General features: G+C 67.7%; 18 protein-coding genes. All 18 read left to right on the top strand.

Annotated elements, in window-relative coordinates; genetic code table 11:
* Positions 1 to 38 precede the first annotated feature (38 nt).
* The 18 genes from ACZ1JS_RS04045 to murB all read left to right on the top strand — a co-directional run bounded on the left by ACZ1JS_RS04045 (position 39) and on the right by murB (position 17,932).
* Positions 39 to 1,247 carry a trans-sulfuration enzyme family protein gene (locus ACZ1JS_RS04045; RefSeq protein ID WP_465167823.1) on the top strand — a complete coding sequence of 403 codons (1,209 nt, stop codon included), beginning with the start codon at positions 39 to 41 and terminating at the stop codon, positions 1,245 to 1,247.
* A complete protein-coding gene (apaG, locus tag ACZ1JS_RS04050) occupies positions 1,244 to 1,642 on the top strand; it encodes a Co2+/Mg2+ efflux protein ApaG (protein ID WP_465167824.1) in 399 nt (132 codons plus the stop codon). The genes ACZ1JS_RS04045 and apaG overlap by 4 nt, the downstream gene beginning before the upstream one ends.
* Positions 1,639 to 2,430, top strand: coding sequence for a LysR family transcriptional regulator (locus ACZ1JS_RS04055; protein WP_465167825.1), 792 nt, complete (start codon positions 1,639 to 1,641; stop codon positions 2,428 to 2,430). The genes apaG and ACZ1JS_RS04055 overlap by 4 nt, the downstream gene beginning before the upstream one ends.
* Positions 2,431 to 2,514: 84 nt before the next feature.
* Entirely contained in the window at positions 2,515 to 3,507 is a 993-nt protein-coding gene (locus tag ACZ1JS_RS04060) for a cysteine synthase A (RefSeq protein WP_465167826.1), read from the top strand.
* A gap of 11 nt (positions 3,508 to 3,518) precedes the next feature.
* Positions 3,519 to 3,797 (top strand): hypothetical protein, encoded by a 279-nt coding sequence (locus ACZ1JS_RS04065; RefSeq protein ID WP_242115868.1) that lies wholly within the window; start codon positions 3,519 to 3,521, stop codon positions 3,795 to 3,797.
* Positions 3,798 to 4,154: 357 nt separating this feature from the next.
* Positions 4,155 to 4,625, top strand: coding sequence for a division/cell wall cluster transcriptional repressor MraZ (locus ACZ1JS_RS04070; RefSeq protein WP_242115867.1), 471 nt, complete (start codon positions 4,155 to 4,157; stop codon positions 4,623 to 4,625).
* Complete coding sequence (gene rsmH, locus ACZ1JS_RS04075) at positions 4,622 to 5,572, top strand: 16S rRNA (cytosine(1402)-N(4))-methyltransferase RsmH (RefSeq protein WP_465167827.1); 951 nt, start codon at positions 4,622 to 4,624, stop codon at positions 5,570 to 5,572. The genes ACZ1JS_RS04070 and rsmH overlap by 4 nt, the downstream gene beginning before the upstream one ends.
* On the top strand, positions 5,572 to 6,153 hold the full coding sequence (locus ACZ1JS_RS04080) for a hypothetical protein (RefSeq protein ID WP_465168627.1): 582 nt from the start codon (positions 5,572 to 5,574) through the stop codon (positions 6,151 to 6,153). The genes rsmH and ACZ1JS_RS04080 overlap by 1 nt, the downstream gene beginning before the upstream one ends.
* On the top strand, positions 6,150 to 7,865 hold the full coding sequence (locus tag ACZ1JS_RS04085; RefSeq protein WP_465167828.1) for a peptidoglycan D,D-transpeptidase FtsI family protein: 1,716 nt from the start codon (positions 6,150 to 6,152) through the stop codon (positions 7,863 to 7,865). The genes ACZ1JS_RS04080 and ACZ1JS_RS04085 overlap by 4 nt, the downstream gene beginning before the upstream one ends.
* Positions 7,862 to 9,277 carry a UDP-N-acetylmuramoyl-L-alanyl-D-glutamate--2,6-diaminopimelate ligase gene (locus ACZ1JS_RS04090; protein ID WP_465167829.1) on the top strand — a complete coding sequence of 472 codons (1,416 nt, stop codon included), beginning with the start codon at positions 7,862 to 7,864 and terminating at the stop codon, positions 9,275 to 9,277. The genes ACZ1JS_RS04085 and ACZ1JS_RS04090 overlap by 4 nt, the downstream gene beginning before the upstream one ends.
* Positions 9,261 to 10,655: a UDP-N-acetylmuramoyl-tripeptide--D-alanyl-D-alanine ligase gene (locus ACZ1JS_RS04095; RefSeq protein WP_465167830.1), complete on the top strand. Its 1,395-nt coding sequence runs from the start codon at positions 9,261 to 9,263 to the stop codon at positions 10,653 to 10,655. Before ACZ1JS_RS04090 ends, ACZ1JS_RS04095 begins: the two co-directional genes overlap by 17 nt.
* On the top strand, positions 10,655 to 11,725 hold the full coding sequence (gene mraY / locus ACZ1JS_RS04100; RefSeq protein ID WP_465167831.1) for a phospho-N-acetylmuramoyl-pentapeptide-transferase: 1,071 nt from the start codon (positions 10,655 to 10,657) through the stop codon (positions 11,723 to 11,725). The genes ACZ1JS_RS04095 and mraY overlap by 1 nt, the downstream gene beginning before the upstream one ends.
* A complete protein-coding gene (gene murD / locus ACZ1JS_RS04105; protein WP_465167832.1) occupies positions 11,722 to 13,089 on the top strand; it encodes a UDP-N-acetylmuramoyl-L-alanine--D-glutamate ligase in 1,368 nt (455 codons plus the stop codon). Before mraY ends, murD begins: the two co-directional genes overlap by 4 nt.
* Positions 13,086 to 14,318, top strand: coding sequence for an FtsW/RodA/SpoVE family cell cycle protein (locus ACZ1JS_RS04110; RefSeq protein ID WP_465167833.1), 1,233 nt, complete (start codon positions 13,086 to 13,088; stop codon positions 14,316 to 14,318). Before murD ends, ACZ1JS_RS04110 begins: the two co-directional genes overlap by 4 nt.
* Positions 14,315 to 15,460 carry an undecaprenyldiphospho-muramoylpentapeptide beta-N-acetylglucosaminyltransferase gene (gene murG / locus ACZ1JS_RS04115; RefSeq protein WP_465167834.1) on the top strand — a complete coding sequence of 382 codons (1,146 nt, stop codon included), beginning with the start codon at positions 14,315 to 14,317 and terminating at the stop codon, positions 15,458 to 15,460. The genes ACZ1JS_RS04110 and murG overlap by 4 nt, the downstream gene beginning before the upstream one ends.
* Positions 15,457 to 16,863, top strand: coding sequence for a UDP-N-acetylmuramate--L-alanine ligase (gene murC, locus ACZ1JS_RS04120; protein WP_465167835.1), 1,407 nt, complete (start codon positions 15,457 to 15,459; stop codon positions 16,861 to 16,863). The genes murG and murC overlap by 4 nt, the downstream gene beginning before the upstream one ends.
* Complete coding sequence (locus tag ACZ1JS_RS04125) at positions 16,860 to 17,054, top strand: hypothetical protein (RefSeq protein WP_242416285.1); 195 nt, start codon at positions 16,860 to 16,862, stop codon at positions 17,052 to 17,054. Before murC ends, ACZ1JS_RS04125 begins: the two co-directional genes overlap by 4 nt.
* Positions 17,051 to 17,932 carry a UDP-N-acetylmuramate dehydrogenase gene (gene murB / locus ACZ1JS_RS04130; RefSeq protein WP_465167836.1) on the top strand — a complete coding sequence of 294 codons (882 nt, stop codon included), beginning with the start codon at positions 17,051 to 17,053 and terminating at the stop codon, positions 17,930 to 17,932. Before ACZ1JS_RS04125 ends, murB begins: the two co-directional genes overlap by 4 nt.
* Positions 17,933 to 17,955 lie beyond the last annotated feature (23 nt).

Genomic DNA, 17,955 nt, shown 5'->3' on the forward strand with positions numbered 1-17,955 from the left:
TCTGGAAATTCTCCGCCCGAGCGCGCAAAGACCCTCGCATGAAGCGCAAGACCGGACAAGACCGCAGCATCACCGCCAATTGGCGCCCCGCAACGCAGGCCGTGCGCGGCGGCACCGCGCGCAGCGAATATGGCGAAACGTCGGAGGCGCTGTTCCTTACCTCGGGCTATGCCTATGACTGTGCGGGCGACGCCGCCGCGCGCTTTGCCGGCGAACAGGTCGGCATGACCTATTCGCGGTTGCAGAACCCGACGGTCGAGATGTTGGAAGAGCGCATTGCCCTGCTGGAAGGGGCCGAGGCGTGCCGGACGATGGCGACCGGCATGGCGGCAATGACCGCGGCTTTGCTGAGCCAGTTGTCGGCGGGCGACCATCTGGTCGGTGGGCGCGCCGCCTTCGGATCGTGTCGCTGGTTGACCGATACGCTGCTGCCGAAATTCGGGATCGCAACCGACGTGGTCGATGCACGCGATACGCAGGCGTTCATCGACGCCAGTCGCCCGAACACGAAAGTCTGGTTTTTCGAAACGCCGGCCAATCCGACGATGGACGTCGCCGACCTGACCGCGATCTGCGCGGCGGCGCGCGAGCGGGGCATCGTCACCGTCGTCGACAACGCCTTTGCCAGTCCCGTGCTGCAACGGCCGATGGAGTTCGGCGCCGACGTCGTCGCCTATAGCGCGACCAAGCTGATGGAAGGGCAGGGGCGCGTGCTCGCCGGTGCGGTGTGCGGGACCAAGGCGTTCATCGACGACGTCCTGTTGCCCTTCACCCGCAACACCGGCCCGACGCTTAGCGCGTTCAACGCATGGGTGGTGCTGAAAGGGCTGGAGACGCTCGACCTGCGCGTGATGCGCCAGTCGGAAAATGCGCTGAAGGTCGCCAGCTTCCTCGAAAAGCGCGTGCCGAAGATCAACGCGCCGGGCCTGCCCAGCCATCCGCAGCACGACCTGTGCATGCGGCAGATGAAGATGGCCGGACCGATCTTCTCGTTCGAACTCGATGGCGGGCGTGCCCAGGCGCACGGGCTGCTCGATGCGCTGCAACTGATCGATATCTCGAACAATATTGGCGACTCGCGGTCGCTGATGACGCATCCTGCCTCCACCACCCATTCGGGCGTGGCCGAGGAGAAGCGGATCGAGATGGGCATTTCGGAGGGCATGATCCGCATCAATGTGGGGCTGGAGGATGCCGACGACCTGATCGCCGATCTGGATCAGGCGTTGCGAGCGGTCGCCCTATGAAGGCGCTGTTCCCGCACGAGGCGACGACCGCCGGCATCGCGGTGCGGGTATCGGCGACCTATCTGCCCGAACAGTCGCAGCCCGCGCAGGGCCGCTGGTTCTGGGCCTATCATATCCGGATCGAGAATGGTTCGGATCGCACCGTCCAGCTGCTGACCCGCCACTGGATCATCACCGACGGACGCGGCGAACGGCATAGCGTGGAGGGGGAAGGGGTGATCGGCGAACTGCCTGTGATCGAACCGGGCGGCAGTTTCGACTATGTGTCGGGTTGTCCGCTGTCGACCTCGAGCGGGGCGATGCAGGGCAGCTATCACATGCTCGCCGACGATGGCGATACGTTCGACGTCGCGATTCCCCGCTTCGCGCTGCTGGCACCGGCGGTCGGCGCATGAAGCGGACGCATCTTCCGCTCAACGGCCTGCGCGTGCTCGACGCCGCCGCGCGGCACTTGTCGTTCACCCGCGCTGCCGACGAACTGGCCGTGACTCCGGCGGCGGTGGGCCAGCAGGTTCGCGCGCTGGAGGATACGCTGGGCGTCGTCCTGTTCCGCCGCACCACGCGCGGCCTCGAACTGACGCCCGAGGGCGAGGCGGGGCTGGCGGCGCTACGCGGTGGCTTCCTGCAATTCGAGGAAGCGGTTCGCGCGATGCAGGCGGGGCAGTCGTCCAAGTCGCTGACCATCGCCGCACCGCGCGACCTTACCCAGAAATGGCTCTTGCCGCGCCTGTCGCGGATAGCGGCGACCGATCCCGAACTGCGCTTCGCGTTGGTCGCGTCGGATGAGGCGATCGACTTTACCGAGGCGAATCTGGACCTCGCCATTCGCTGGGGCGACGGGCCAGGCGCGCACGAGGGCGAAGCGCTCGAATCGGATGGTATGGTCACGATTGAACGCGCGGGCGGCGGTGCCGATACGCGGATCGGCTGGCCCGGATGCGAGCCGGAAGATGCGTCGGCGCTGGTGCGGGTGGCCGATGCGGGTCTGGCAATCGACGCGGCGGCGGCCGGGCTGGGACGGGCGACGGTGCCCGAACTCCTTGCGCGCGGGGATATCGCAGGCGGTCGGGTGAGCGTCGTCGGCGAGCCGAAGGGCGGGCGGCAAGGCTATTGGCTGGTCGCGCCCTTGCCGCAATGGCGACAGGCGAAGGTCAAGGCGCTGGTGGATGCGTTGGTGGGGTAGGCCCAAGCCACCATTGCCTGCGACCAATCCATTCTACGGCGCCGGGCGCTTGCTCCGGCGGACGTCCCGCGCCATCTGGAACCCATGCATATCGCCTCCGACACGCTCGCTCTGATCGGCAACACCCCGCTCGTCCGCCTCAAGGGGCCGAGCGAGGCTTCGGGCGCGGAGATTTTCGCCAAGTGCGAATTCGCCAATCCCGGCGCCAGCGTGAAGGACCGGGCGGCGCTGTCGATCGTCGAGGACGCGGAAGCGCGTGGCCTGATCCAGCCGGGCGGGACGATCGTCGAGGGGACGGCGGGTAATACCGGCATCGGCCTCGCGCTGGTCGCCAACGCCAAGGGCTATCGGACGATCATCGTCATGCCCGAGACGCAGAGCCGCGAGAAGATGGACACGTTGCGCGCGCTCGGCGCGGAACTGGTCCTCGTCCCGGCCGCGCCCTATTCGAACCCCGGCCATTTCGTCCACACCAGCCGGCGGATCGCCGAGGAAACGCCGAACGCGATCTGGGCCAACCAGTTCGACAACATCGCTAACCGCCGCGCGCACATCACCGGCACCGCCGCCGAGATCTGGGAGCAGATGGGCGGGCGGATCGATGGCTTTACCTGCGCGGCCGGAACCGGCGGAACGCTGGCCGGGGTCGGGCTGGGGCTCAAGGAAAAGGACGAATCGGTCACCATCGCCCTGACCGATCCCCACGGCGCGGCGCTGTACGACTATTATGCCCATGGCGAGTTACGCTCGGAAGGGTCGTCAGTCGCGGAGGGAATCGGGCAGGGTCGGATCACCGCCAACCTGGACGGCGCGCCGGTCGATACGCAGTTCCGCGTGTCGGACGCGGAAGGCATGGTCTGGGTCCGCCGCCTGCTGGCCGAGGAAGGGCTGTGCCTTGGTCTGTCGTCGGGCATCAACGTTGCCGGTGCGGTGCTGCTGGCGCGGAAATTGGGGCCGGGCAGCCGCGTGGTGACGATCCTGTGCGATACCGGGTTTCGCTACCTTTCGACGCTGTACAATCCCGAATGGTTAACGGCGAAGGGCTTGGCGGTCGACAGCGCGGGGACTTCGGCGTAACAAGCCATCGAATGTTGCCACGGTCGGATCAATCGCAACTGCTGCAACGCCTGCGCGTCGGGGCGACCGGTCTGGTGCTGGTCGTGCTGCTGATCGTGCTCGCCAGCGCGCTCTTCCGTTCGGCGATCGACGAGCCGCCGATTACCGAGGATGTCACCGCGGTCGACGAATCGGCCAATGTCGCGCTTGCCAATCTGACCGCTGGCAATCCTGACGAGCCGCTTGCCGAACTGGGCATCGCGCCCGGTACCGCGCCCGGCAACAACGCGACGTTCGCCGAAGCGCGCTGACCGCGTAGGCGCGGCACCGGTTACCGTAAATTCGCTGCCCGGGTAGCCTAGCCAGCCCCTGTCCGATCGCCAATCCCAAACCTGCCCATCCGTTTCCGACCCCGGTGGGGCGCGATCCCATCGGCGCGCGCCCTGCTGTCCGCAATCGGTGGGCGAACAAACAACGTACAGCCCATAAATCGCCCGCAGGGTGGGGCAAAATCCCACCTTCACCCAACTTCTCCCATTGTGACCCAAGTGTACTTTTGGTACTTCCTGAACCGTCACAGGGGGCAGGTCCTGGGATCGTCGAACTTTCTCGCGCGGCGCGTATTTGCCGGGCGCGACGCTTCTCCTGCGTGACCAAACAGGGGTGATGTGTCGGACAGGGAACTCTACCTGAGCTACGGGCTACAGGCGGTCGACGCGAAGGGTCGCGTCGCAGTGCCTGCCAAGCTGCGCTCGGTGCTGGAGAAGAATGCCGACGCCCGCGAATTGCTCGTCAAGCGCCACGGCAAGCATGTCTGCCTCAGCGCGTTCGACACCGCATGGCCCAAGATCCTGTATTCGCGCCGGCCGCAGGGCAGCGACGAGGATGTCGACACCGACTATAACGTCGCGGGCAAGGCGTTCGGCAACCTCGAATCGGCACCGTTCGACAGCGCCGGTCGCTTCGTGTTGCCGACCTTCTATCGCCGCCGGGCGAAGATCGACAAATGGGCGTTCTTCCACGGGCGCGGCGACACCTTCAACATCTGGGACCCGTTCACCCTGATCGCCGACGAAGAGATCGATGCCGACACGCGCGAACTGTGCGCTTTCCTGATGGAAGAGAAGGGGCTGCAATGACCGCCGCTCCGCATATCCCTGTCCTGCTGACCGAAGCGGTCGCGGCACTGGCGATCCAGCCCGGCGAAACCCATGTCGACGCGACGTTCGGCGCGGGCGGCTATACGCGTGCCATGCTTGCGGCGGGCGCGCGGGTGATCGCGTTCGACCGCGACCCGACCGCGCATGCCGCCGCCACGCCGCTGCTCGACGAGGCCGGCGACCGGTTGTTACTGATCGAAGCGCCTTTTTCGGCGATGGCGGGCGAATTGGCGGCGCGCGGCATTGACGCGGTCGACGGGGTCGTCATGGATATCGGCGTGTCCTCGATGCAGCTCGATCAGGCCGATCGCGGCTTTTCCTTTCAATCGGATGGCCCGCTCGACATGCGGATGAGCCGGGAAGGCATGACGGCGGCCGAATGGCTCAACACTGCCGATGAGGCAGACATTTCGGACGTGCTCGACCGCTATGGCGAGGAGCCGCGCCATCGCCGCGTCGCGAACTTCATCGTCGGCGCGCGGCCATTGTCGCGCACCGGCGAACTCGCCGCCGTGGTCCGCCGCGCGCTCGGCCATCGCCCGCATGAGAAGAAGGACCCGGCGACCCGCGCGTTCCAGGCGATTCGCATCCACCTGAACGACGAACTGGGCGAGCTGACCGCCGGGCTCGACGCGGCGGAGCGGGTGTTGCGCCCGGGCGGGCGGCTGTCGGTGGTCAGTTTCCACAGCCTCGAGGACCGCATCGTCAAGCGCTTCCTGCGCGAACGGGGCGGCGCGATGCCTGCGGGTTCGCGCCACCGCCCGGTGGTGGTGCAGGGGCCGGCGCCCAGTTTCGGCAGCATCGCCAAGGCGGTGCGGCCAAGTGACGAAGAAGTGACGATCAACCCGCGCGCGCGTTCGGCGACGTTGCGTGCGGCCATTCGCACGGCGTCCGCGCCGTGGAGTTCGAACGGGAGTGCGATGTGATGGGTGCGTTCGGGTTCGGAACATTGGGCAAGCTGGTGGCGATCGGCGTGATGGCGCCGGCCTTCTACCTCGTCATTTCGCAGGGGGCGGCGGAGCGTGGCCGGGTCGAGGCGGTCGAGCGATCGATCGTGCAGGCGCGCAAGGATATCCGCGCGCTGGAAACCGAATTCGACACCCGCGCCAACATGGCGCAGCTCGAACGCTGGAACGGCGACGTCCTGGCGCTCGCCGCACCGCGCGCCGAACAATATGTCGGCGGCGAACATCAGTTGGCGTCGCTGCCCGGCCGGACCGAGGGCGGTAACGTCGCGCTCGCTTATGTCGTGCCGAGCGCGCCGATGGAACTCGCACCCCCAACACCCGAACCCGCCCTTGCCGCCGCCGCACCCGCCGCCGCCCCGACGCCGGTGAAGGCAGAGCCCGCCCGTACCGCCAAGCCGGCCGGTCCGGTCCAGACGGCAAAGGCCGATGTGATCCCGGCCAAGGCGCGGGCGGTGGCGATGCTCGACCGGACCCTGCTAAGCGATGCGACCATGGCCGATCTGGCCCGTTCCGCCCGCAAGGAAGCCGCCCGCCCGTGATCGTCGTCGTCGCCCCTCCGCTCAACCAGCAGCGTGCCGATGGCGCGCGCCATACGCTGGTGAACATCGCCCATTACCGGCTGATGGTGCTGATGCTGCTGTTCGCGGCAGGGGTGGCGGCGATCCTCGTGCGGCTGATGCTGCTGGGCGTCATGGCCGAACCGCGCTCTGCCATCGCGGCGGAATCGGCGCTGGTTCCGTTGCGCGGCGACCTGGTCGACCGCAACGGCGCGCCGCTGGCCCGTACCATCGACGCATGGTCGATCGCGGTGCGCCCGGACAAGGTGATCGGCGACAAGCGGCAACTGGCCGAACAGCTCGCGGCGCTGATGCCCGATCACGACGCGGGCTATTATTACGCGCAACTCAATCTCGACCGCAGCTTCGTCTATCTGCGCCGCCGCGCGCTGCCCGAACTGGTGCAGCAGGTGAATGCGCTGGGCGAACCAGGCATCGCGCTGGGGCGTGAACCCGAACGCCTTTATCCGCAGAGCGCGATGGCGGCGCATGCGCTCGGCTATCTCGACATGGACGGGCGCGGCGTGCGTGGCATGGAGAAGTTCCTGAACGCGCGGCTGGTCGACCCGGCCGAGCGTGGGCGGCCGGTGGCGCTCAGCCTCGACACCCGGGTCCAGGCGGCGTTGGAAAGCGAACTCGCCAATGCGATGGCGGTGTTCCAGGCGCGCGGTGCCGGGGGCATCGTGCTCGATAGCGATACCGGCGAAGTCATCGCCATGACCTCGCTGCCGACCTTCAACCCCAACCACGTCACCGCCAACACCGGTCAGATGAATACGGTGACGCAGGGCGTGTACGAGCTGGGGTCGGCGTTCAAGCCGCTGACCATGGCCGCCGCGCTCGACGACGGCGTCGTCCCCTCGCTGTCGAAGCGCTATGATGCGACGCAGCCGCTGGCGGTGGGCGGCTTCCGCATCCGCGACGATCATGCCCAGAAGCGCTGGATGAACATTCCCGAGATCCTCGTCCATTCGTCGAACATCGGCACTGCCCGCATTGCCGACGAAATGGGGCAGGCGCGGATGGAAAAGCTGTTTCGCTCGCTGCATTTCGACGCGGCGCCCGATCTGGAGGTCGAAAAGTCGCGCCCCATCTGGCCGCATTTCTGGGGTCGGACGACGACGATGACGACCGCTTATGGTCACGGCATCGCCGTCACTCCGCTGCACCTTGCCAGCGCCTATGCCGCATTGGTCAATGGCGGCATCTGGCGCCCGGCGACGCTGATGAAGCTGAAGCCCGGGCAGGCGCCGGCAGGTCGGCGTGTGTTCACCGAGGCGACCAGCGCCAAGATGCGCGCGCTGCTGCGCTTGGTCGTTACCGACGGTACCGGCCGCAAGGCGGAAGCGCCCGGTTTTCGCGTCGGGGGCAAGACCGGTACCGCCGAGACCGTCGGGGCGGGCGGCGGCTATTCGAAGAGGGTCAACGTGTCGACCTTCGCCGCGGTATTTCCGATGGATCGCCCGCGCTATGTCGTGATCGCGATGCTCGACAGTCCGAAGGGGACGAAGGAAACCTTCGGCTTCACCAGCGCGGCATGGACCGCTGCGCCGGTGGTCAGTCGCGTGATCTCGCGCACCGGACCATTGTTGGGGGTGATTCCCGACGCCAATGCCGATATCGACGTCACCGGATTGCGCGGGCTGCTGTGGCGCGCGCCGGGTGATGCGAAGAAGCTGGCGAACGTGGAATGAGATTGGGAACGATTACCGGCGGTGACGAGCCGCAGATCGTCACGGGCTTTGCGATCGACCATCGCAAGGTCGCACCGGGTACCGTCTTCGGCGCGTTCGAAGGGGCGCGGGTGAATGGCGAGGACTTCATTCCTGCCGCCGTCGCCGCCGGGGCGATCGCCATCGTCGCCCGCCCCGAAGCGGTCGTCGAGGGTGCGGTCCATATCGCCGCCCGCGATCCGCGCGAGGCCTTCGCCCGCGCTGCCGCACAATTCTTCGCGCCATTCCCGCCGACCTGCGTCGCGGTCACCGGCACCAACGGCAAGACCAGCACCGTCGAAATGGTGCGGCAGCTTTGGCGGATGCAGGGGCATCACGCCGCATCGATCGGCACGTTGGGCGTCACCACCGCCGACGAACGCGTCACGACTGGGCTGACCACGCCCGACATCGTCACCTTCCTGTCGAACGTCGCCGGGCTGGCGCGCGAAGGCGTGACCCATGTCGCGTTCGAAGCGTCGAGCCACGGCCTGGCGCAATATCGCACCGAAGGGCTGCCGGTCCGCGCCGCCGCCTTCACCAATCTCAGCCGCGATCACCTCGACTATCATGGCGACATGGCGACCTATCTGACTGCCAAGTTGCGGCTGTTCGCCGAGATGCTGGCCGATGACGGTACGGCGGTGGTGTGGGTCGACGATCCGCATGCCGACCGCGTGATCGATCTGGCGCGAGTGCGCGGCAACACGCTCATCACCGTCGGCGAACATGGCGACACGCTCCGTCTGACCGGGCGGGAACCGAGCCTGCTGGGACAGGCGCTGACGATCGAGGCCGAGGGGCAGGCGCACAAGGTGCAACTGCCGCTGATCGGTGCCTATCAGGCGGCGAACGCGCTGACCGCGGCTGGCCTCGTGCTGGCGACCGGCGGAACGCTTGCGGCGACGCTGGCCGGGCTGGCGCGGCTGCAGCCGGTGCGCGGGCGACTGGAGCGCGCGGTGATCCTGCCGAACGGCGCGCCGGTCTATGTCGACTATGCCCATACCCCCGACGCGCTGGAGGCCGCCATCGCCGCGCTGCGTCCGCATGCCGAAGGACGGCTGATCGTCGTCTTCGGTGCGGGCGGCGACCGCGACACCGGCAAGCGCGCGCCGATGGGCGAGGTCGTCGCGACCCATGCCGACGTCGCGATCGTCACCGACGACAATCCCCGTACCGAAGACCCGGCGACGATCCGCAGGCATGTGCTTGAGGGTGCGCCGGACGCGACCGAGATCGGCGACCGCCGCGCCGCGATCCGCGCCGCATGCGACATGGCGCAGGCCGGCGATATCGTGTTGATCGCGGGCAAGGGGCATGAGCAGGGCCAGATCGTCGGCGACATGATTCTGCCCTTCGACGACGTGCAGGTGGCGCGTGACTGTGCGGGTTGATGGAGCCGGTCCGCTCTGGACCTCGGCAGCGATCGCCGCTGCGACCGGCGGTTTCGCCTCTGCCGACTTCCATGCGGACGGCGTAGCCTTCGACAGCCGCGAGGTCGGCTCCGGCGACCTGTTCGTCGCGCTGTCGGGCGAAGCGACCGACGGCCACCGCTTCGTCGCGCAGGCATTCGCACAAGGGGCGGCAGGGGCGCTGGTGTCGCAACCGGTCGATGGGCCGCATGTGCTGGTGCCCGACACCATCGCCGCGCTCGACCAGCTTGCCCATGCCGCCCGCGCGCGCGTGGCGGGGCGGATCATCGGCGTGACCGGATCGGTCGGCAAGACCGGCACCAAGGAGGCGTTGTTCGCGGCGCTCGATCGCGTCACCTTCGGTCAGGCGCATCGATCGGTCAAAAGCTACAACAACCATACCGGCGTGCCGCTTAGCCTGTCGCGGATGCCGGCGGCGACGCGCGCGGCGGTGCTCGAAATGGGCATGAACCATGCGGGCGAGCTGTCGAAGCTGACCCGGCTGGTCCGGCCGGATATCGCGATCATCACCACAATCGCCCCTGCCCATACCGAATTCTTCACCGGCGAAGATGCGATCGCCCGCGCCAAGGGCGAGATTTTCGAGGGCCTGACTCCCGGCGGCGTCGCCATCGTGCCCTTTGACAGCCCGCATCGCGACACGCTGATCGCCGCCGCGCAGCCTTATGCCGGCCGCATCGTCACCTTCGGCCTGCGCGATGGGGCCGATGTCCGCGCGATCGAGCATGTCCGTCTGTCGAGCGGCGACAGCTTCGTGACCGCCCGGTTGGCTGACCGCGAGGTCAGCTATACGCTCGCCCCGCCTGGCGAACATTGGGTCGCCAATTCGCTGGCGGTGATGGCGGCGGTCGATGCGTTCGGCGGCGACCTCGGCGTCGCCGGTCTCGCGCTCGCCGATCTCGACGGCTTGGCCGGGCGCGGCGCGCGGCGGCGGATCAAGGTCGGTGATGGCGAGGTGCTGGTCATCGACGAAAGCTACAACGCCAATCCCGCCTCGATGCGCGCGACGCTGAAGGTGCTGGCCGCCGAACGTGCCGAACGCCGCGTCGCGGTGCTGGGCGAAATGCGTGAACTGGGCGAAACTTCGGACGCCTATCACGCCGCGCTGGCGGTCCCCGTCGACGAAGCGGGTGTTTCGCGCGCCATATTGGTGGGGGAAGGGATGCGCCCCCTCGCCAAGGCGCTTGAGGGGCGCGTCGAAACCGTCCATGTGCCCGACGCCGCCGCCGCCACGCGGGTCCTGTCGGACCTGCTGTCGCCGGGTGATGCGGTACTCGTAAAGGGATCGAACGGGGTGGGGCTGGCGCGGGTCGTCGCCGACCTGTGGGGCCAGGACTGATGTTGTACGAAATCGCCGAATATCTTGGCTTTCCCGGTGTATTGAACCTGTTCCGCTATCTGTCGTTCCGCACCGGTGCGGCGACGGCGACGGCGCTGTTCCTCGGCCTGATCATCGGTCCGCGCTTCATCGGCTGGCTGCGCGTGCACCAGGGCAAGGGGCAGCCGATCCGCCTCGATGGCCCACAGACCCACCTCGCCAAGCGCGGCACGCCGACCATGGGCGGGCTGATGATCCTGACCTCGCTCACCACCTCGGTGCTGTTGTGGATGGACCTTGCCAATCCGTTCGTCTGGGCGTGCCTGTTCGTCACGCTCGGCTTCGCAGCGATCGGTTTCCTCGACGATTATGACAAGGTGCGCAAGGCGAGTACCGCGGGCGTTTCGGGCCGAGTGCGCCTGCTGCTCGAATTCTTCATCGCCGGCGTCGCGAGCTGGATCATCATCCAACAGACCGGCACGATGCTGTACGTGCCGTTCTTCTCGGGCGTCGCGATCGATCTGGGGCCGTTCTACGTCATCTTCGCCGCCTTCACGATCGTGGCGTTCGGCAATGCGGTGAACCTGACCGACGGGCTGGACGGGCTCGCCACCATGCCGGTCATCATCGCCTCGGTCGCGCTGATGCTGATCGTCTATATGGTCGGCAACGCCAAGTTCGCCGCCTATCTCGGCATTCCGCACGTGCTGGGGGCAGGCGACCTCGCGCTGTTCTGCGGCGCGATCGTGGGGGCAGGGCTGGCGTTCCTGTGGTACAACGCCCCTCCGGCGGCGGTGTTCATGGGCGATACCGGCAGCCTCGCGCTGGGCGGCGCACTGGGCGCGATCGCGGTATCGTCGCATCACGAAATCGTGCTGGCGATCATCGGCGGGCTGTTCGTGGTCGAGGCGCTTTCGGTCATCATCCAGGTGTTCTGGTACAAGCGCACCGGCAAGCGCATCTTCCGCATGGCGCCGATCCACCATCATTTCGAACAGCTTGGCTGGGCCGAGGCCACGGTCGTGATCCGTTTCTGGATCATCGCCTTCGTGCTGGCGCTCGCCGGCCTCTCGACGCTGAAACTGCGGTGATCATCGCCACCGCCTGGGCGGGGAAGAAGTTCGCGGTGCTGGGGCTGGCGCGCTCCGGCGCGGCGACGGTGCGCGCGCTGCTCGCCGGTGGGGCGGAGGTTGTCGCGTGGGACGGTGATGAAGCAAAGCGCGACGCCCTGTCCCCGTCTCCCCGCTCGCGGGGAGAGGGTCGGGGAGAGGGGACTTCTTCTTCTACGCCATCTCCCGCCACACCCCCTCTCCCAACCCTCTCCCCCATGGGGGAGAGGGCTTTGGTGTTCGCCGATCCGTTGTCGATCGATCTCACCGGCTTCGATGGTGTCGTGGTGTCCCCGGGCGTACCGCTCAACCGCCACCCGATCGTCACTCACGCCGGCTCGGTGCCCATCATCGGCGACATCGAACTCTTCGCCCAGGCCCGTGCCAACCTCCCCGCGCACAAGGTCGTCGGCATCACCGGCACCAACGGCAAGTCGACCACCACCGCGCTGATCCACCACATTCTCAACCAGGCCGGCATCCCGACCCGCATGGGCGGCAATATCGGCCTGCCGATCCTCGCGCAGGACCCGTTGCCCGCGGGCGGCGTCTATGTCCTCGAACTGTCGAGCTACCAGATCGATCTGACGACCAGCCTCGATTGCGACGTCGCGGTGCTGCTCAACATCACCCCCGACCATCTGGATCGCTATGCCGGCTTCGAGGCCTATGCCGCATCGAAGGCGCGGCTGTTCGCGATGCAATCGTCCGGCAACGCCGCGATCGTCGGCACCGGCGACACGACCTCGACCGCCATCGCCGACACTCTGCCGCACGCGACCCGCATCGCCGTGCCCGGCGATGCGCCCGCTTATGGCCCCGCACTCGCCGGACCGCATAATGCCCAGAACGCGCTGGCCGCCATTGCGGTGTGCGAAGCGTTGGGCCTCGATGCCGACACCATCCGCGCCGGCCTGCAAAGCTACCGCGCGCTTCCCCACCGCATGGCGCACGTCGCCGACGTGAACGGCGTCGCCTATGTCGACGACAGCAAGGCGACCAACCCCGATTCGACCGCGCCCGCGCTGAACGCGTTCGGCCGCATCCACTGGATCGTCGGCGGCCTCGCCAAGTCCGACGACCTCGATGCCTGCCGCCCGGGCTTCGCCAATGTCGTGCGCGCCTATACCATCGGCACCGCCGCCGATCGTTTCGCCGAGTTGCTCGCCCCCGACATGCCCGTGGAGAACACCGGCACCCTCGACGCAGCGGTCCGCGCCGCCGCCGCCAACGCGCAACCCGGCGATACGGTGCTGTTGTCGCCCGCCTGCGCATCATTCGACCAGTATAGCGATTTCGAAGCGCGCGGCCGCGCCTTCGCAGCAGCGGTGGAGGCTTTGCGATGACCGATATCGGACGCGGGCGGGACGTTCGCGCGCTGCGGCAACGGGTCGAAACGATCCAGGGGCGCAGCGCCCGCTCGCCGATCGGCGCATGGTTTCGCGAAGTCGACCGGGTGCTGCTGCTGATCGCGATGGTGCTGATCGCGATCGGGCTGGTCGCAGTGGCCGCCGCGTCGCCGGCTTCCGCGGTGCGCTATTCGGGCGGCGACGTCACCGTGCCGCCGATGATGTATTTCTGGCGACAGGCGGGGTGGATCGGCCTGTCCTTTCCGGTGATGATCGCGGTGTCGATGCTGCCGGTCACGTTCGCCCGGCGGCTGTGCCTGCTCGGCACTGCGGTACTCGTGCTGGCATTGATGCTCACGCCGTTCGTGGGGGTCGAGGCGAACGGCGCACGACGCTGGGTCAGCCTCGGCATCGGCCAGTTCCAGCCGTCCGAGTTCCTGAAACCCATGTTCATCGTCACGACGGCATGGCTGTTGTCGCTGCGGGCCAAGGATCCGCAACTGCCGATGCTGCTGGTCACCGGCGCGTTGACTGCGGTCATCGCCGGCTGTCTGATGTTGCAGCCCGATTTCGGGCAGACGGTCATTTTCTGCGGCGTCTGGGCCGCGCTGCTGATCGTCGCCGGCATTCAGGTTCGGACCATGGCGCTGCTCGGCGGCGCAGGGATCGGGCTGGTCGCTGCCGCCTACACCTTCTACGGCACGGCGCGGGTTCGCATCGACGGCTTCCTGTTTCCCGATCCCGAAAGTGCCGCGACCGACAGCTATCAGGTCGACATGGCCCATGCCGTGCTGACCGCCGGCGGCGCGATCGGCACCGGTCCTGGCGGCGGGCGGGTGAAGTTCAAGCTGCCCGAAGCGCATACCGACTATATTTTTGCCGTGGTGGGTGAGGAATTCGGCCTGATCGCCTGCGGCATCATCGCGCTGATCTTCCTCGCCATCGTCGTGCGCGTGTTCGTCCGCCTGCTCGATGAGGAAGACGCGTTCAAGCTGCTCGCGGCCGCCGGCCTGGCGGTACAGTTCGGGGCGCAGGCACTCATCAACATGGCGGTCAATGTCGGTATCGCCCCGTCGAAGGGGATGACGCTGCCGTTCATCTCCTATGGCGGGTCGTCGATGATCGCCCTGTCGATCGGCATGGGACTGCTGCTCGCTTTCACCCGCCGGAACCCGTATCTGACCCGCTCACCCTATGGCCAGCAGCGCTGGAGCGGAGCGAAATGAGCAAACATTATGTCCTCGCCGCCGGGGGCACCGGGGGACATATGGTCCCGGCCGCCGCGCTTGCGGTCGAACTGACCCGGCGCGGCCACCGCGTCGCGCTGGTCAGCGACGAACGCGGCGTGCGCTTTCCCGACCTGTTCGACGGCATCCAGACGCATGTCCTGCCCGCCGGGCGGTTGAGCGGCGGTCCGATCGGTTGGCTGAAGGCCGGTCGGCAGATGCTGGCCGGGCGGTCGATGGCGATCGAGTTGTACAGGACGTTCCGCCCCGCCGCCGTGATCGGCTTCGGCGGCTATCCGGCACTCCCCGCGCTGCTGGCCGCCTTCGCGCAAAAGGTGCCGACGATCGTTCACGAACAGAATGCCGTACTCGGCCGGGTCAACCGGCTGGTCGCGGGCAGCGTCGATGCCATCGCCACCAGCTATGAAGCGGTCGAGCGGCTGAAGGACAAGCATGTCCCCAAGACGCATCTGGTCGGCAATCCGGTGCGCGACAGCGTCCTCGCCCTGCGCGATCGGCCCTATCCGCATCTCGATGCCGAGGGGATTTTCCGGGTGCTGGTCACCGGCGGCAGCCAGGGGGCGAGCGTGTTGAGCCAGGTCGTGCCCGACGGTCTCGCGCTGCTCCCCGTCGCGTTCCGCCGCCGGATGCAGGTGACGCATCAGGCGCGGATCGAGGATATCGACGCGGTGCGCGCCAAATATGCCGAACATGGCATTCCGGCGGAGATCGCGACCTATCTGCCCGACCTGCCCGACCGGCTGGCATGGGCGCATGTCGTGATCGCGCGGGCAGGGGCGTCGACGATCGCCGAACTGACGGCGGCGGGGCGTCCCGCGATCCTCGTGCCGCTGCCCGGCGCGACCGACGATCATCAGACCGCGAATTGCCGCGAGATCGTGTCGGCGGGGGGCGCGCGTGCGATCGCCCAGTCGCACTTTACCCCCGCGGAACTGGCCAAGCAGATCCAGAAGCTCGGCCTCGATCCCGCTGCGCTCGCCAATGCGGCGGCGCGTGCGCGTAGTTGCGGGCGGCCGTTCGCGGTGCGCGACATGGCCGATCTGGTCGAAAGCATCGACGCACCAAAGGCGAAAGTGGGCAAGGTCGCCCCCGCCAAACGACAGAAGGAAGCATTTGCGTGAAGGGTGTCGCGACCGATATCGGTACGATCCATTTCGTCGGCATCGGCGGCATCGGCATGTCGGGCATTGCCGAGGTGATGCACAATCTCGGCTATAAGGTGCAGGGATCGGACGTGGCCGAGGGCTATGTCGTCGATGGCCTGCGCGCGCGCGGCATCGACGTGCATATCGGTCATAGGGCGGAAAATGTGGAGGGCGTCGCGGTCGTCGTCACCTCGACCGCGATCAAGCCCGGCAATCCCGAACGCGACCATGCGCTCGCCAGGCGCATTCCGGTAGTGCGCCGCGCGGAAATGCTCGCCGAACTGATGCGGCTGAAATCGACCGTCGCGGTCGCTGGGACGCATGGCAAGACGACCACGACCTCGCTGATCGCGGCGCTGCTCGATGCCGGCGGCGTCGATCCGACCGTCATCAATGGCGGCATCATCAACAGCTATGGTTCGAACGCACGACTGGGTGCGTCGGACTGGATGGTGGTCGAGGCGGACGAAAGCGACGGCAGCTTCCTGCGCTTGGACGGCACGATCGCGGTCGTCACCAACATCGACCCCGAACATCTCGACCATTATGGCAGCTTCGATCGGGCGAAGGACGCCTATGTCGAATTTATCGAAAATGTGCCCTTCTATGGCGCGGCGGTGCTCTGCCTCGACCATCCCGAAGTGCAGGCGCTGATCCCGCGCATCCGCGACCGCCGTATCGTCACCTATGGCTTTGCCGCCCAGGCCGATGTGCGCGGCGTCGAGGTGACGGCGGGCCGCGACGGCAACCGGTTCGACTGCGTCGTGCGCGACCGCGACGGCCAGACCCGCACGATCGCCGGTATTCACCTGCCGATGGCGGGTCGCCACAATGTCCAGAACGCGCTGGCGGCGATCGCCGTCGCGGTCGAACTGGGCCTCGACGACGCGACCATCGCGCAGGGCTTTGCCAAGTTCGGCGGCGTCAAGCGCCGCTTCACCCGCGTCGGCGAAGTGGCAGGCATGACCGTGATCGACGATTACGGCCACCATCCGGTCGAAATCCGCGCGGTCCTGTCGGCGGCGCGCGAGGCGACCGGCGGGCGGGTGATCGCCGTCGTCCAGCCGCACCGCTATTCGCGGCTTGGCGCGCTGATGGACGAGTTCGCACAGGCGTTCAACGACGCCGACGCCGTCCATGTCCTGCCGGTCTATGCCGCCGGCGAAGCCCCGGTCGAGGGGGTGAGTGCCGAGGCGCTGGTCGACGGCATCCGCCTGCGCGGCCATCGTTCGGCACAGGTCGCCGCCGACAAGGACGCGCTTGCCACGGCACTCGCAGCCGAAGGACAGGACGGCGACCTGATCGTCTGCCTCGGTGCCGGCGACATCACCAAGATCGCCGCCGGCCTGCCCGCCGCGATCGAAGCGAAGCTGGCATGAGCGACTGGTTCTCCACCGCGATCGAGATGCAGCGCGAAATCCTGCGCGCGCAGCAGGCGCAGCTCGACGCGGCGAAGAAGCTGCTCGACACCGCCGAAACCCGCGACATGACCGAGGTCGGCAAGCAGATCGCCGATGCGCAGGCAGAGGCATGGACCGCCTGGGCGCGCTTCTGGGGCAGCGGCAAATGACCCTGCCGCCGGTCCGTGGCAAGCTGACCGCGAACGCACCGCTGGCCCCGCTCGTCTGGTTCAAGGCGGGCGGTGCGGCGCAGTGGCTGTTCGAACCGGCCGACACGGACGATCTCCGCGACTTTCTCCGCGCGCTCGACCCGTCGGTGCCGGTCATGGGGCTGGGCCTCGGCTCCAACCTGATCGTCCGCGACGGCGGCGTTCCCGGCGTCGTCGTGCGCCTCGGCAAGCCCTTCGCGAAGGTCGCGGCGGACGGCCTGACGCTGACCTGCGGCGGCGGGGCGAGCGGCATCCTCGTCTCCTCGACCGCGCGCGACGCAGGCATCGCCGGCGTCGAGTTCCTCCGCTCGATCCCCGGCACGGTCGGCGGCTTTGTCCGCATGAACGGCGGCGCCTATGGCCGCGAGGTCGCCGACGTGCTGGTCGAGGCGCAGGTCGTGACGCGCGACGGCACGCTCACGACGCTGGAAAATGCCGACCTCAATTATCGCTACCGTCACAGCGACTTGCCCGACGGCGCGATCGTCGTCTCGGCGACCTTTCGCGGCGAAGCGGGCGATCCGGCGGCGATCCAGGCCGAAATGGACCGCATCGCGGCGGCCCGCGAAGCCTCGCAGCCGCTCCGCTCCAAGACCGGCGGATCGACCTTCAAGAACCCCGACGGGCACAAGGCATGGGCACTGGTCGACGCCGCCGGCTGCCGGGGGCTGCGCAAGGGCGACGCGCAGGTGTCTGAGAAGCACTGCAATTTCCTGCTCAACACCGGCAACGCCACCAGCGCCGATATCGAGGCGCTGGGCGAGGAAGTCCGCGCGAAGGTGCTCGCCGCCTCGGGCGTGACGCTCGAATGGGAAATCCAGCGGGTGGGGGTGGCGTGATGGGCCGGTTCCACCCGAAACCC

It is taken from the genome of Sphingomonas sp. BL-S-05 (assembly GCF_055521695.1).